We start from the raw sequence: 14,153 nt of genomic DNA on the forward strand, positions 1-14,153 counted from the left end.
ATCTGTCCCTATTTTTTCAACGCGCCGAGCCGTGCTTGCGCGTCGGCATTGTTCGGATCTTTGGCGATCACCGTTTGATACCAGTAAACGGCGGTTTCTGCGTCGGCAGTGAAACATCCTCCGCTAGTTACCGTTTCAGGATCGTATTCATGGGCATAACTTAGGGCGAGCTTGATATCGCCGGACTGCGCTTTATAGGCATAAAGGCGCTGCGCGACATCACAACGTTTTTGTTCTTTGGCCTGTTTGATGATCTCTTGAACTTGCGTGTCATTCGGCTGCGTTTTCAGACAGCTTTTCACGAACTCTAGCTCGCTTGATGAAGTCATCGCTTCAATTGAACAGCCACCAACTGGTGCTGGTGCCGCAGTTGGTACCTCGGCTGCTGGCGCAGACGCAACGGGGGCAGAAGGTTTAAACCGGAACCAAGCGATAGCCGCAGCAATAAGCAATATCGCGATCAGCAGCCATAACCACAAAAGAGAGGCCTTTTTCGCAGGTACCACTGGAGGTACCACCGCTGGCTCAGGTTTACCCTCTGGTTGAACAACAACGTCAGGTTCTGGCAACGGTTCTGGGATATTCACCGGCTCTGGTACTGGCTCAGGTGCAGCGACCACTCGGTTCGGGCTTTCCGTACTGCCGCTTGCCATTGAGCTCATGACATCACTGGCAATCACCAAACCACCGCGATCGGTAGTGCTACCATCAGACAAGGTTAAGCGATAGGCCATCTGACGATCGGCCAACAAAGGATCGACCATCTCCGGGCCAAGGCGCGTCCAAAACGTTTCCCCATTGAGCTGAAAATCAGCCAGTCGGTGCTGAATTTCACTGCCGCTCCACTGACCATCCTGCGCTAAAAAACGTTGGTCCTGATTACGCTGTATAGACAGCGTGGTGCCAGAGGTTTCACCATTCCAGTTACGGATTATCAATTGGGCATAGCCTGGTCTGGCCAAGGTCTCTGCCCTAAGTTCTAGCTTTAACACAACGAGTTACTCCGACTGCGAAGGTTTAATCAATTTGAGAATGGCGCCCAGGCGATCGTTCTGTTCGGCGCTGATTTCACGCCCGGCAGAATGTCCGGCGTTGTCTTTAATTACGTCTTGCAAGCCTATTAACCAGTCATAAATATAAAAAGCAGTGTAATTAGTCGGCTGTTCAGTCAGTTTTTGTAGGCGATAAGGCTCATCCCACTGCACCAATTGCGCATTTGGCAGAGCAAAAATTTTGCTGCCTCGATTAATACGACTTTCTGGTCGTTGAGATTCAGGTAATCTCAGGAAACCGAACCACGAGACGAAATCGCTTAATACCGTCAGCACGCGCGACACCTGTCGTTCCACCATCTCGTCACGACGGGCAATCACCTGCTCGGTTCCTGCCAGGGTATTGAGCAACTCTTGTTCCACGCCAAGGCGCTGACAGGCAGTAATCAATTCATCTGCCAAGGCTTCAAAGACCGGCTTACTGATACCAATCATCGCCACCAGCGGGTCGTTTTCCGGCATATTGCGCAGATGGTTGATCCAATAGTGCAGCACATTACTGGCATATTCCGTTTCATAGCCTTGGCTCACTGCGGCAGGCGTATTACGTGGTGCATCGGCAACGATAGAAGGCGCAGGCGCATCGCTAAACAAATCGAAATCGCTGCCGACGCCAAAGGCATTACTCACCGCAGGTTCGCTGTGGCTCTCCGGTTCTTCACTGACGTTTTTGATTGGTTCATCGTGCTCTTGCAGATACAAACTGCGCAGCTCATCGCGCGTTGGCAGCAATCTGTCTAGCAGTTCGCCGTGCACGCCGGTACGGGTTTGCAATGCTTTGAGGATCTCTTCGGCAATACGCTGTTTTTTAACAAACTCCTCAGAGCCACCTTGCTGATACCAGGCACCAAGGCGGTTATCGACCAGCTCCCGTTGCACTTCATGCAACTGCTCGGCAATACGCTCGAGCTTCATCTGTGGAAGCGCGACTGTACTCAGATACTCGGCCATACGAGCCATTCCGCCGTTGTCCAATGTCAACATGGCATCCCATGCCTCGGCTGGATTAGCAACGTGGCTCTGCACACTGACATCGTCAATAAAGGTGCGGCGCATCAGGTGAAGCTGCTCGACGCTGTCGTCTTGCAGCGCGACTTCGCACTGATTTTGCATACGAATAAAGGAGACCGGAAAACGCGGTTTACGCACCAAGAACGTGTTATTAAATGGCTGTCCCGGCTGCCATTCTTGCAACCATTCGTATTGACCAAAGCGTTCTAACATCGCCATCTTGATCATCCCGCCCTTGCCCCACGACTGGCGCAACAACGCCTCGTCGTGGCCCAGAGAGTTGGTAATACGCTGGTCAAACATGGTCAGCGCCCAAATCAAACCCGGCTTGCGTCGACCACGAATGTGCGCGTTTTCACCTTGCGTGTGTTTGATCCACTCATCCAATACGCCGCCGACTTCTTTCACATCGGATTGCTTGCTGGAGGCAGTACAGACCACCAATACATTCATTTCCTGCTGGTCGGTGTAGCGCTCAAACAGATAGGCGACTTTGCCACGCAAAATCAGTTGAGCCAGCGGGTTAGCATCGTCGCTATTTACCGCACGACGTACATCCGCCATCGACTCCACGCCCAGACGTCCGCGATAACCAGGGAAGTCGAGCAAATCCACCTGTTCGAACAGAACTTCACGCGTAGAAGACAGCAGCGGCACCACCAGCTCAACCGTCAACGCGGTCAGCTCTGCTAGCGATAATTCAACCGGCGCCCCGATCTGGTTTTCGACCACCGGACACACCTGAATACGCTGGTCCGTGGGTTTATTCAGCCGCTCCAACATATCGACGTTCATAATGCTGTCGGCTTGTATCAATACGCCATCTTGCTGTTTGACCAAAGCACTGAGCGGGGCCAGCACTTTGTGAGCGCCGGATAAACGTTGCAGGCTGTGGCCGAATCGGCGGTAAGCATCCGTCAGCTCGCCAATCTCTCCCCATAGTACTGAGAATAAACTCGCACGATCGTCGATACTCAGGTATGGAGCCAGTTCTATCGCTGCTGGCCAGAAATGTGGTACCAGACGCTTTTGGCTATTTTCCGCATGACGCGTTAGGTAATCCCAAAGCGAGACCACATCATCACCGCTTAACCCTGCGACTAACGTTGGTTGGCGGCGAGCAGAGAGTGCTTTCAGGTGCTCGGTGATACGCTTTTCATCCAGCTCATAAGCGAATTTTTCTGGATTGAAATCGTGTAAGAAAGCATTGGCGAGAATTTTGCCAATTTCGACTTCGCTAAATAACAGCAGTTCGACCGGATAAGCCTGATTGCCTGCCGCTGCCTGACGACTAAATCGTGTTACCAAGCCGGTGGCTTCTTTACCGCCGCCCGGCGGGTTGATGTGAGTCAGGAAGTCGAGCTGTTGTCCGCCAAGCGAAGTTTCCAGCTTGCCGTTTTCTCCGGCAGCTAAGGCCGAAATCAGGTAGGATTTCCCGGCTTGGGACAGGCCAAAGAAACCGACGGTCATTGGCTTTAGCGCCGCCTGAGACAGGCTGCGTGCTTTATTGCGGCTACGACGCAGTTTAACGATCAAATTGTCCGCTTCGGTATTCAACCGTGGAGCGTTTTTACGCGTACTGTCAATCCAGTCAATTGCCTGACCAGCACCTTGAGATACCGCTTGCCACTGAGCAGAAAGTTGTTCGGGAGTTAATGATTTCATTTGTTAATTACGCTCCCACTGTCGAGCCAGTAATGAGTTTCGCCCAGGCCATTTTCCACCAAGGTATTGAGTTTCAGTCGCAGGCTACGCGGCGAAACACTGCCGCCGCCTTCCATCATCACTTCAGCTATCTGGAAACGCTCAGGAGAGCCTTTGCTATCTTTGGTTTTCTTGGCGACCGCTAAACGCACGAATAAGGTTTCATTGCTGGCAACACGTTGCGCCAGTTTGGCATCGGTAATCGACAAGGTATAAAGCGCAGACGCTGGCCAACGCTCACTTGCTAACTGACGGAAGCCCAAACGCAACGTGCCGCGCATCTGGAAGCCACCTTCGGGATCTAATTCAAAATCCTCTTTATCCAGGTCAATATCCTGGTAATAGAGATTGTTATCGGTGACCGCATTATTGACATCGAGCATGCCGAGATGACGTAGCGTGGAATAAGGTCTGAAATCCGTGGCCTGGAAATAGAAATTCGCCAGACGCAGGTTCTTGGCCATCAGGCATAGCATAGCCCCCACGGCAGCGGTGGATTTCGGGTCATCAATACAGCCGAGTTTGTTAAACGGGTACCAGCCGCCGGTGTGATAACCGTGCAGCGGCAAAATACGTCCCGGCGGTAAGGGTTGCAGATGTTTGAACAGCGCCTGAATCCCCGGCAGACGGGAAGGTCGTCCGGTCAGCAGCAGCACATCACAGGAGTAGTGATAAAGCACTTCACACAGCGAACGAATGCTTTGCACAATATTGATACGGTTAGTTAAAAAATCAGCATGCAGTTTGCTCAAACCAATGTTGAGTGGCGTCTGCAAAATATCAAAGGCGTTTTGCGCTTCGTTCAGTTCACGACGTACTTCGGTGCTGATATAGCCCAACACGTTGTCGGTAGGCACTTGCGCCAACAACTCGCCGAAGGTGCTATTGATTTCTGCGGTGGTATCTAGCGGGTCATAATCTTCGTAACGCTTAAGTACCGCCAAACCAATAGGGCTGAATATCTGTAATGTCGCCTGCTGACGCAGAACCTGCTGCTGTGCCTCACGCGCTTCGCTACCAAACAATCGCGACATCAGCGCCGTCGGGTTTTTCACCCCCGCCACTTTTAACGCCTCAGACACTGCTGGTAAAATATACAGCTGGATGATATCGAGCAGGATATCGTCGCCCGCGACTTTAAAGCCTTCGCGGAATAACTGACGAGGATGGATCCTGACGTTACTGCCCTTCCCGTCGTCCAGAATATACTGCGTAATCACCAGATCCGTGGTGCCGCCACCGATATCTATCGAGGCAATTTTTAGCGTTTTACCTGGCTGTTCACCGGCCGCCAGCACTTTATCCGGGCGCGCCATGCTGGCAAAGAACTCTTCGGTACGTCCGCCGAAATTCTCCTGCGCTTCATTATACAAATAGACCAGTTGCCCACAGGTCGCTTCATCCCACTCTACATGCACTTCCGGCGGTGGGATCAGGCAGCTATTTTTTTCTTCTTCAGTATCGATTGGGCCATCACCTTGATGCCATCCCATGGCCTTCCACACCAAGGCAATGGCGTCGTGCATACGCTGGCGGAAGATTTCTCGCTCAGGCTTGGGCATCGCTGGAGGGACGGTCAGGATTAGATTTCGTAATTGACGCGGCGCTTTGGCATGGCTCATTTTTAAGCGCTGCGCCGCACTATTTATCTGCATTAACGCCTGTGCCAAGACCTCAGAAAGCATAAAGGTCATCAAGGAACTACGGCTATAGTTTGGCGAGAAAACAGTCATACGTTCATCGGGCTCTAACCCACACAGCGGTTGACCCAGATCATTAAGCAAATACATCAAAGGCGCAGCGGTCGCCAGCGGTTCGCGGTCAGATTTCACAAATGCACGGCTAAAACGCCACCCCGGCGTATAGCTGTCTTCGTCCCACAGATAGCGTTTCGGGCTAGACAGGCCGGTAGAACCTTCGGTGCCCAGACGTTGTGCCGCCATACGAGTGGCTTCCAGGCCAACGCGCGTAATCGTCGGCCACAAGAAAGCATCGCTACGGCCACTTTTTACCGAGAAATTCTGTTTACCAAATTCAGCCTGAGCAAATTCAATACGGCTTTCAAACGGCTCATTATAGATATAATGTGGCTCGCTCAGATCGCGCAATTGCAGCTCATAAAGCTGCTGTAAACCTTTATTCTCGCTTTGGTGATCTTCAACCAAAATGCCGCAGGTTCGTGAATTACCGACATCCAAAATCAAGTCCACTTTGATCGCCGGATCCTGCAATTTGATGGCATTGATTTTGATTTCTGGTACCTGCAACAACCGGCCCAAAATATCCAACACATTAAGATAATGCGCCTGATATTCAAACTCGCGCAGTGCAGTCTCAATATCATCGCTATGCATACGCAGGCGAGAAAAGGCTTGCTCGGTAAAGACCTCTTTTAGCCACTCATCAATCCAGTGTAAATCGAGGAAATCCCCCAACTCATTGCTGCGGTGTGCTAATGCGAAGCCCACGCCCGATTTAATATCATCCTCATTAGGGGCGAGATATTGGGTATTGTTGCGTACCGGATAGACTTTGGTATCAAACGCCATACTGACCCGATAGGTATTGCCATCCTGATCGGGGGTATCCAAGGCAATAATCTGTACCCGAGCCCAGTTTGCCGGGCCATCACTGAAGGTACGAGGGGGATTAAAACGAAAGAACGGCAGCGGCAGCCAAACGCCATCGAGCAGCTTTAAGGATTGATCCAGCGGAATGCTGAATTCAGGTTTGCACACTTTTGGCGGCGTACCTGCGGCGGCAGGCAAAATATAGTTATCGTCACGCTCGTTATACAACAAGCGGATCAGCGGGCCATTAGCGCTTTGCCGAATAAACTCACCCGGCAGCTCTTTACGTAGTACCGGCTTGAGCGCAAAATCTAAAAACTGGATGCCGCTATCACGGATAAGAGTAATTTTTTCTTTATAATCAATAATATTAGCCAGCATATTGTTATTCACTCTCTCGCTTCATCGTCATCGGAAATACCGTCTTGGCGTCATAGCGGCCTTTGCAATGTGCAGCGCTTTGCGCCCCAGGCTGGCAAACTATTTCCGGCATTTTGTAACTGGAACCATCGCTACACTGCGCCTGGCCAATGTTATTGATCGCCAGCTGCCCCGAATTCACCAGCGCGCTGACACCCGCGCTACAGGTCACGCCATCACCACGCTTCATCGACACCTGCCCTTGGCCATTTTTGATCTGATAATTCAGACTTAGTGGTTTACCGGTACGTTGATCTTGAATCCCAGCCCCCGCTTTCCAGTTACCGTTAAGAAAACCAGTCGAACCACTCGCCAACGCATCAGCAGGAATACTCAACGGAGCTTTCGCGTTGGCTAATGGATCCTTTATTGATGAATTGCCGGGAGATGGATCATTAATTGAGGGGGCAGGAATAGAAGGATCGTCCACTGTCGGCATGTTGTGTGCTGTCGTATTGTCGGCAGAAACTGCAGCATCAGGTGATACCACGCCATCACCAGCATTTGTAGATTCAGCAACGGCCTGGTTTGTCGCATCATCGATCGATGGAACTGCCAATGTTGCATCCCCATGATTGAGGTTGCCAACTGGAACAACAGCCTCTCCGTCAACCCGGCCCTTTGGCAACGTCACTGCGCCATTGAGTGTCATGCCCTCCTGCGGTACAACATGGCGTGTTTTATCTGACGATGTGGCCGCAGGCAAAGCAGAAGGCATCGCCGGTACACCAACGCTGGTGGTACAACCACGCAGTAAAAAAAGTGCCAGTAGCAATAACAACAACAGCGGCAATAACCACCCAAAACGACGCCAGTGCCACCAGTGATAGCGGGTTGTCGGTGCAATAGGCGCAGCAGCCACAGCAGCAGTGGCAGCAGGAATGGCATGATTAACAGGAAGAGGTTTTTCGCTAATGGGAGAACGTAAACAATCCAGCGGATCCGAGCGGGAGGCTTTATCGGCATTCACGAAGCCCCAAAATGTCAGAACAGGCTTGCCATCAACCAAATAAACATGGCTATTATCAGGGAATTGAATGGATTTCGCCAATAATGTACCGAACAACTGGTGTTCGACTTTCTCCGATCCTTGCATACGTTGGCTGACATCAATCAGCGCCGCGTGACAGGCTTCTAATTGGCTGAGCGCCGATGTCCTCTCCTGTTCACTGGCTGCTGACCAGGGAATGACTGTACTGCCATCAATTGGCGAATACCAATCGACCCTATCTCCACCTTCATTGGACTGTGGAACGGCCATACAATCGGCGATATTTTGTTGTTGCCTAAGACGTAACGTCTCTCGAAGCTGTAGCGCAGAGGTATAGACGGGTTGCCCGTTTTCTCCTAACGCCAAAAAATCTTCAAGCTTGCCACTGCGCAATAATGGGGTTGCCACTTAAAAGAGATCCTTCTGCAATATATTTTTCGGCAATTGATTTAACGGCAGACGTAACTTAATTATCAACTGCATTGAACAAACAAGCTGATAATGCATACGCTGGCTAATATTTTGCAGAAAACTTAATTTAAGGAAATAGCTAAAGCGAGACTCTTTTAGGAAAAAAGATTCTCTCTGAAAACGGATTTTTTAATAAAAAACAAACTAGGAATAGTCTTATTTTTAATTGTAACAACAAACATAATAAAATGTCTAGATATGTATTACACAAATTCACCACAAGAACATCGCAAATTAAAATTCAATAAAATCAATCTCATGAAAAAATCAGAGAGCTAACCGACTAAAAATGTAACTTATTTAATTTGATGATAAATAATAACCATTAGTTATCACTTACCATTCCCAACAGAGCAATTCTGAGGAATATAAGATGCCATCGCTTTTTTCATAACGTCGTTAATTTCATCAGATTTATTTGCCGTAAAGACTTTCCCCCCCGTAGATTGAGCGACGCAATTACCCGCGCCAGCACCTAAAATATCCACAACATTAACAACTAAACGTGGTTTTAAACGTTTTAATTCAGCAGCAACTTTACAAGGATCACCACCACAGGTTTCATCACCATCAGAAACCAAGAGAATAATGGCATCACGATTTACACCATCAACCATTTTACCCGCTTTACGTAAGGCTTCTGCTAATGGGGTTTTACCGTCTGGTTCAATATGATTAATAGTCCGAATTAATTTTGGTCGCTGGCTGGCGGAGAAAAATCCACTGGATTTAACTACACCACAGTTTTCAGCACTGACTAATCCTACCGTCATATCAGAAGGCAGCTGATTAATAATGCTCGACGTTGCCTTGCGAGCGACTGAAATACGCCGTGGCTCACGAATAAGATTAGCGGGCAACATATCGCCGTCGATCCGACTCAACTCTTCTCGCGTTGCATCCATACTTAGTATCATCGATCCTGACGCATCTAGTATCACCACCACCTGTGGCGCGAGCTCAGCCGTGCGGTCTTCCGGGCAGAGAGATTTCACGTTATCAAGCGCCAGTCTCTTACAGTGGCTTGCCGCTTCACTGCCGCGACCAGCAGCTTCTTCTGCCGCAATGCATTTATCGATAGGAGAAGCGGGAGCAACAGGCGGCTCAACAAACGTTGATGGGCCTAAAGGCGGGAGTTCACCAACGGGTGCAGACTCTATAACCTGTAATTTTACCGGCTCAACTTCTGCAATCGGCACAGCATCAGGGGTACGCGGCCAAAACCACCAAGCGAGCAAAGCCAACAATAACAGCAGCAGTAATAACCACCACCAGCGCAAGCGTCTAGTCGCGACCGTAGCCCCAACGCTAGCCGCTAATGGCACAGCTACAGGTAGTTCAGGAGCTGGTTTGCCCCAACAGGTGATAACAGGCTGACCATTCTGCACATAAATAACGCTATCGTCTGGTACATGAGAAGCCTGCCGAAGCAGTTGAACATCAGCATGATCCTCACCCAACTGAGGAGCTAACTGTTCAGCCAATTGTCGTACCGCTGCTAATTTTTCCTGCATGATATGGCGCAGGTTTTGTGCCTCACCCACTGGCAACGTACTGAACGGCAATGCCTGTCCATCGGTCTCCGTTAGCCACTCGATAACCTCGGCACCATCAGAACGAGGTTGAGCGTAAAGGGTCGCAATACGCGCAGGCAAATGCTGACGTAATAAGCTCATTAAGCGACTGTAGCCCGCTAATGCATTGGTCGCATTTGATAACTCGATGGTCTGACGGGCTATACGATTCATATTGTTGATATACGCTTAGAGGATTATTTTAAAAACTAGAATTCTAGGATAGAAGCAGGCTGTTAAAATACCAGCCATAAAAAATAATAATAGATTTTTGTCATTATCGGCAGAGCGATAAAATATATTAGGAATATTTTTATAAAATATCCCTAATTAGGCAGAGTTATTTAACAGCTTTTAGAATTAATGCGTAATACCAAGTTTCGCCAGCGATAGCGCTTCTAATTCCTCATACAAACCAAATTCATCAATGACAGCACGGCCTAGCGCCTTCTCAAAATCTTGCTGATTTGGATTGCCACTGTTGACGCTGCTGGTATCACCACCCAGATTGGACTGGAAAATGCCCGCGGCGCTGACGGGTAAAAAATCTTCGTAAACGATCGGCTCAACGGTCACTAATCCATTGGCAATACTTTGCTCCAGATTATCGCGCGTGATCTGAATCGAAGAGTCTTGTGCAGAACGACGATAGCGGAAATAGCCCAGCTTCTGCTGACGCAATGTATGGAGATCATCGGGGAAAGCGGCAAATATTTGCGCTAAATGTTGCTGGTGATTGAGGTTAGCGGCTTTTTCCGTCGTCGATGCCTCAATAAGCAATCGGTCATACAGAGCCCGGCCTTTACGCGTTAACGCCAAACCACGCTGTTCTATCTCGCCAAAGCGCGCGGTGTGCGTACCGGCAGCATGGTCAGTGAAATGAATCGCTTCGTTCAGCGCTTTAAAACTGGTTTGGCGTAACAAAATCGGGTTCTGGCGGCGCGGCGGGCCTTCGATGGTCTCTTTGGGCGTAATACCGTTAAACGGCATGCGTTTTTGCACTTCATCAATATCTAGCGTACGCGGCGTGAGGTGATTAATGTGCGGCCCCCAGAAGCAAACCACATCGGCAATTAAACGATGCTGTTGCAACAACGCATTATAGGTTTCCAGGCTGACCAACGCCTGATGATGCCACCGGAAGGTTTCCAGCGCTTCTCTGACGAATTCATCCGCTTGTTGATCATTTAAACCGCCTTGCCTCTCATTGATCACGATTAACTCACGAACGCGTGGTGTGAAGATATCGCGCGCAGCAAGGATAACGTTAACCTGCTGGCGAAGTGCTTCGTTATCAATGAGTTCTAAACGCAGAAGCGAGGTAAATACACGGAATGGATTGATTTGTAGTGCCGTCTCAGTGACCGGGCGAAATGCTGTCGCATGCACCGGCACGCCCGCCGCCGACAAGTCGTAATAACCAACAGGGTGCATGCCCATCACACCAAATAGCTCGCGCATCGTTGCCAGCTCAGCCGCCGTGCCAAGACGGATTGCACCGTGACGTTCCACACTTAAACGGTTAACTTGCTGTTCATGTTCCTGCTTAATAAAAGTGCCGCTATCTTGCGATAGCACTTCATTATTCACTTCGCGAACAATCTTAAGCAGGGTTCCATATTGCGGTACTTCAGCTTGATACATTGCCGACATTGCTTTTGAAAAACGGTCACGGATGCTATCTACATTTACCCATCCACTACTCATGTTATTTCCCCAAGTAACAACTCAAAAGAGTGATGTAAAGTCTAGCCTGACTATCAAACAATTCCTGAGAACTCTTAGAGAAAATCATCAAAAAATAATCGTTTTTCCATTGAAAAATAGTAAGGAAATAGATGAAAAAAGGGGGGCTATGCAGGGATGAAATGTGCCCCCGGAAGACATCTTCGCAGAGGCATTTCTTTAAAAAAGCTAGAACGGATATTGTAGTGGCGTACGTTGAATCGTTACCCAACGATCCTCAGTATAGGAAGCAACGCTCCATTCCCCATTAAATCGACCTAACCCGCTGTTTTTAACACCACCAAACATATTGAACGGGCTATCGTTGACCGTAATATCATTGATATGCACCATACCGGCTTCAATCTGCATAGATAATTGCAGCGCTCGGCCTTCATCTTTAGAAAAAATCGCGCTGCTCAGACCATATGACGTATTGTTAGCCATCTGTACCGCATGCCGATCGTTTTCTGAAATGAAGATCTGTGCGATCGGGCTAAAGAGTTCCGTTTGTGCCAAGGGTGAATCTTCAGGCACAGGCGCGAAAACGTGAGGAGGAAGCACTTGTCCCTGAGCCTCGCCACCCAACAACTGTCGTAAACCGGATGCTTTGGCTTGTGCTACCAATGCTTGCGCAGCTTGTAACTGACGGGCATTAATCAGTGGACCAATCACTGTATCCGCTTCTTTAGGATCGCCAAATTTCAAACGAGAAACGTGCTCGACAAACAACCCCGTGAACTCTTCATAGCGGTTTTTATCGACGATAATACGATTAGTACTCATGCACACTTGCCCTTGGTGCAAGAAGCGCCCCATCACCGCAGCACGTACAGCCTGCTCTATATCGGCATCATCAAGTACCAATAGCGGCGAGTTCCCCCCCAATTCCAGAGCAATATGTTTTAACGTTGGGCTGTTTGCGACACGGCTGGCGATCGCTCTGCCCGCTCTTTCTGAGCCGGTAAAAGAGAGAAAGCGCGCCACAGGGTGCAGCGTAAAAGCATCGCCAATAACAGGAATATCCCCGTTAACCACATTGAGTAAGCCATCTGGCAAACCGGCTTCTTGGTAAATTTTCGCCAGCAGTAAACCGCCGCAAATTGGTGTCTCTTCTGAAGGTTTAATTACCACGGCGTTGCCTAATGCCAAAGCGGGCGCTGCGGAACGATTGCTAAGATGCAATGGTACATTCCACGGGCTTATTACACTCACAACACCGAGCGGCACACGATAGACACGGCTCTCTTTTCCCGGCACATTAATCGGCATTATGCGGCCTTCAACCCGCATCGGCAGCTCAGCGGCTTCCATCATGCCCGCACGCGTCGCGGCCCATTCCGCATTGGCTTTAGTATGGGTTCCGCCCGTTTCTCGGATGATCAAGTCAACAATATCTGCACGGTATTGATCCATGACGATCGCTGCGCGATGAAATACTGCGCTTCTTTCGGACGGCAGTTTACTTGCCCACGATTTCTGAGCTTGTTCTGCTACGCTGAAAGCTTCATTTACATCATCCAGGCTGGCGGTAAGAAATTCCGCAAGGAGGCTATTGTCATAAGGATCGCTAACCTTCAACACATCTCCCTGACGACCAGCACGATGCTGACCGGCGATAAATTGCCCCAAGAATCCTGATGTCGAGATAAAGTTACTCATGTGATTGTCCTCTGATGATAAATTGCGTAGTCGATCTGTGCTCTTGTTTTCGCCTCTAAGGTATTCACCAATATGCGCGCGTAATAAGCGGCTTAAGATACTAACGAGAAGGTTTTTCTAGCAGAGCTTCGATGCGTAAGCCGGTTTGTAACAATGCTGATGTCACTTGAGCGTCGGTAACGTTACTATGCCGCTTTAACACCACACTCAAACTCCCCAACAACTCCTTTCCTTGATAAATAGCCATTGCCCAACCACACGCACCAGGATCGACTTCTTCTTCAGCGCGGAGTATCCGTTGCGTGCGCCACTGAGCGAGTAAGGTATGTAATGGTTCAGATGAAACCGGTAATCCTGCCTGATTTAAAGCATCGGATTCATGTTTCAGTATTGTTTCGACTGCCGCGGGTTCCAGGTTTGCCAACATGACTTTTGATGTCGCTCCATAAAACAGCGGCATTGCTCTACCACGCTCATAACTAATTGTTTTAGGTGAGTTTGTACCTTGTTCTTCATAGATACATAACGCTTTCATATCGTGCAGTCGGCACAGCAATACGCTGCCAGACGTTTTACGAGACAATTGTTTAATCAAACCAATTGATAGTGTGAGTAGCGGGTCATGTAAACGAACTAAGCGATCGAGTTGCATTATCGCAGGCCCTAAAACATAACTACCGCTAGAGGCAACGTCGAGTAATCCGTTTGCCTTTAAATCGTTAATACAGCGATAAGCCGTCGCTCGCGAGATATCAAGTAAAGAGACAATATCTTCTGCGCATAACGCCGGACGCTCTGGGGTAAAAAGTTGCAAAATAGCTAGAGTTCGTTGTGTTCGTGACATCATGAATTCCGCAAATTCGTTGCGCATGCTTTACGCATCTGACCTGAATGGCGGCCATCATTAGCCCTTCCCCAAAAAAACGCAAAAATGATTCTCAGAAACTGAGAATATTTAAGAAAAAATATCGGC

General features: G+C 49.2%; 8 protein-coding genes. All 8 read right to left on the minus strand.

Annotated elements, in window-relative coordinates:
• Window positions 1-8: 8 nt before the first annotated feature.
• Entirely contained in the window at window positions 9-992 is a 984-nt protein-coding gene (locus tag ACL9RG_RS08185) for a hypothetical protein (RefSeq protein ID WP_422792103.1), read from the minus strand.
• A 6-nt stretch (window positions 993-998) separates the two neighbouring features.
• Complete coding sequence (locus ACL9RG_RS08190) at window positions 999-3,728, minus strand: putative virulence factor (RefSeq protein WP_422792104.1); 2,730 nt, start codon at window positions 3,726-3,728, stop codon at window positions 999-1,001.
• On the minus strand, window positions 3,725-6,718 hold the full coding sequence (locus ACL9RG_RS08195; RefSeq protein ID WP_422792349.1) for a virulence factor SrfB: 2,994 nt from the start codon (window positions 6,716-6,718) through the stop codon (window positions 3,725-3,727). The genes ACL9RG_RS08190 and ACL9RG_RS08195 overlap by 4 nt, the downstream gene beginning before the upstream one ends.
• A 4-nt stretch (window positions 6,719-6,722) precedes the next feature.
• On the minus strand, window positions 6,723-8,156 hold the full coding sequence (locus tag ACL9RG_RS08200) for an SrfA family protein (RefSeq protein ID WP_422792105.1): 1,434 nt from the start codon (window positions 8,154-8,156) through the stop codon (window positions 6,723-6,725).
• Between the two features lie 395 nt (window positions 8,157-8,551).
• On the minus strand, window positions 8,552-9,967 hold the full coding sequence (locus ACL9RG_RS08205) for a VWA domain-containing protein (protein ID WP_422792106.1): 1,416 nt from the start codon (window positions 9,965-9,967) through the stop codon (window positions 8,552-8,554).
• A 186-nt stretch (window positions 9,968-10,153) separates the two neighbouring features.
• Entirely contained in the window at window positions 10,154-11,500 is a 1,347-nt protein-coding gene (hglS, locus tag ACL9RG_RS08210) for a 2-oxoadipate dioxygenase/decarboxylase HglS (protein ID WP_422792107.1), read from the minus strand.
• A 207-nt stretch (window positions 11,501-11,707) separates the two neighbouring features.
• Window positions 11,708-13,180 (minus strand): aldehyde dehydrogenase family protein, encoded by a 1,473-nt coding sequence (locus ACL9RG_RS08215; RefSeq protein WP_422792108.1) that lies wholly within the window; start codon window positions 13,178-13,180, stop codon window positions 11,708-11,710.
• 100 nt (window positions 13,181-13,280) lie between these two features.
• Complete coding sequence (locus tag ACL9RG_RS08220) at window positions 13,281-14,051, minus strand: IclR family transcriptional regulator (RefSeq protein WP_422792109.1); 771 nt, start codon at window positions 14,049-14,051, stop codon at window positions 13,281-13,283.
• Window positions 14,052-14,153 lie beyond the last annotated feature (102 nt).

Origin of the sequence: Rouxiella sp. Mn2063, assembly GCF_049319665.1 — a bacterium.
GTDB lineage: Bacteria > Pseudomonadota > Gammaproteobacteria > Enterobacterales > Enterobacteriaceae > JBMOUD01.

Excerpts from the sequence above, each read along its gene's own strand:
- hglS (WP_422792107.1), bottom strand. The coding sequence starts at position 11,500 with ATGAGTAGTGGATGGGTAAATGTAGATAGCATCCGTGACCGTTTTTCA.
- ACL9RG_RS08215 (WP_422792108.1), bottom strand. The coding sequence starts at position 13,180 with ATGAGTAACTTTATCTCGACATCAGGATTCTTGGGGCAATTTATCGCC.
- ACL9RG_RS08190 (WP_422792104.1), bottom strand. The coding sequence starts at position 3,728 with ATGAAATCATTAACTCCCGAACAACTTTCTGCTCAGTGGCAAGCGGTA.
- ACL9RG_RS08220 (WP_422792109.1), bottom strand. The coding sequence starts at position 14,051 with ATGCGCAACGAATTTGCGGAATTCATGATGTCACGAACACAACGAACT.
- ACL9RG_RS08205 (WP_422792106.1), bottom strand. The coding sequence starts at position 9,967 with ATGAATCGTATAGCCCGTCAGACCATCGAGTTATCAAATGCGACCAAT.
- ACL9RG_RS08195 (WP_422792349.1), bottom strand. The coding sequence starts at position 6,718 with ATGCTGGCTAATATTATTGATTATAAAGAAAAAATTACTCTTATCCGT.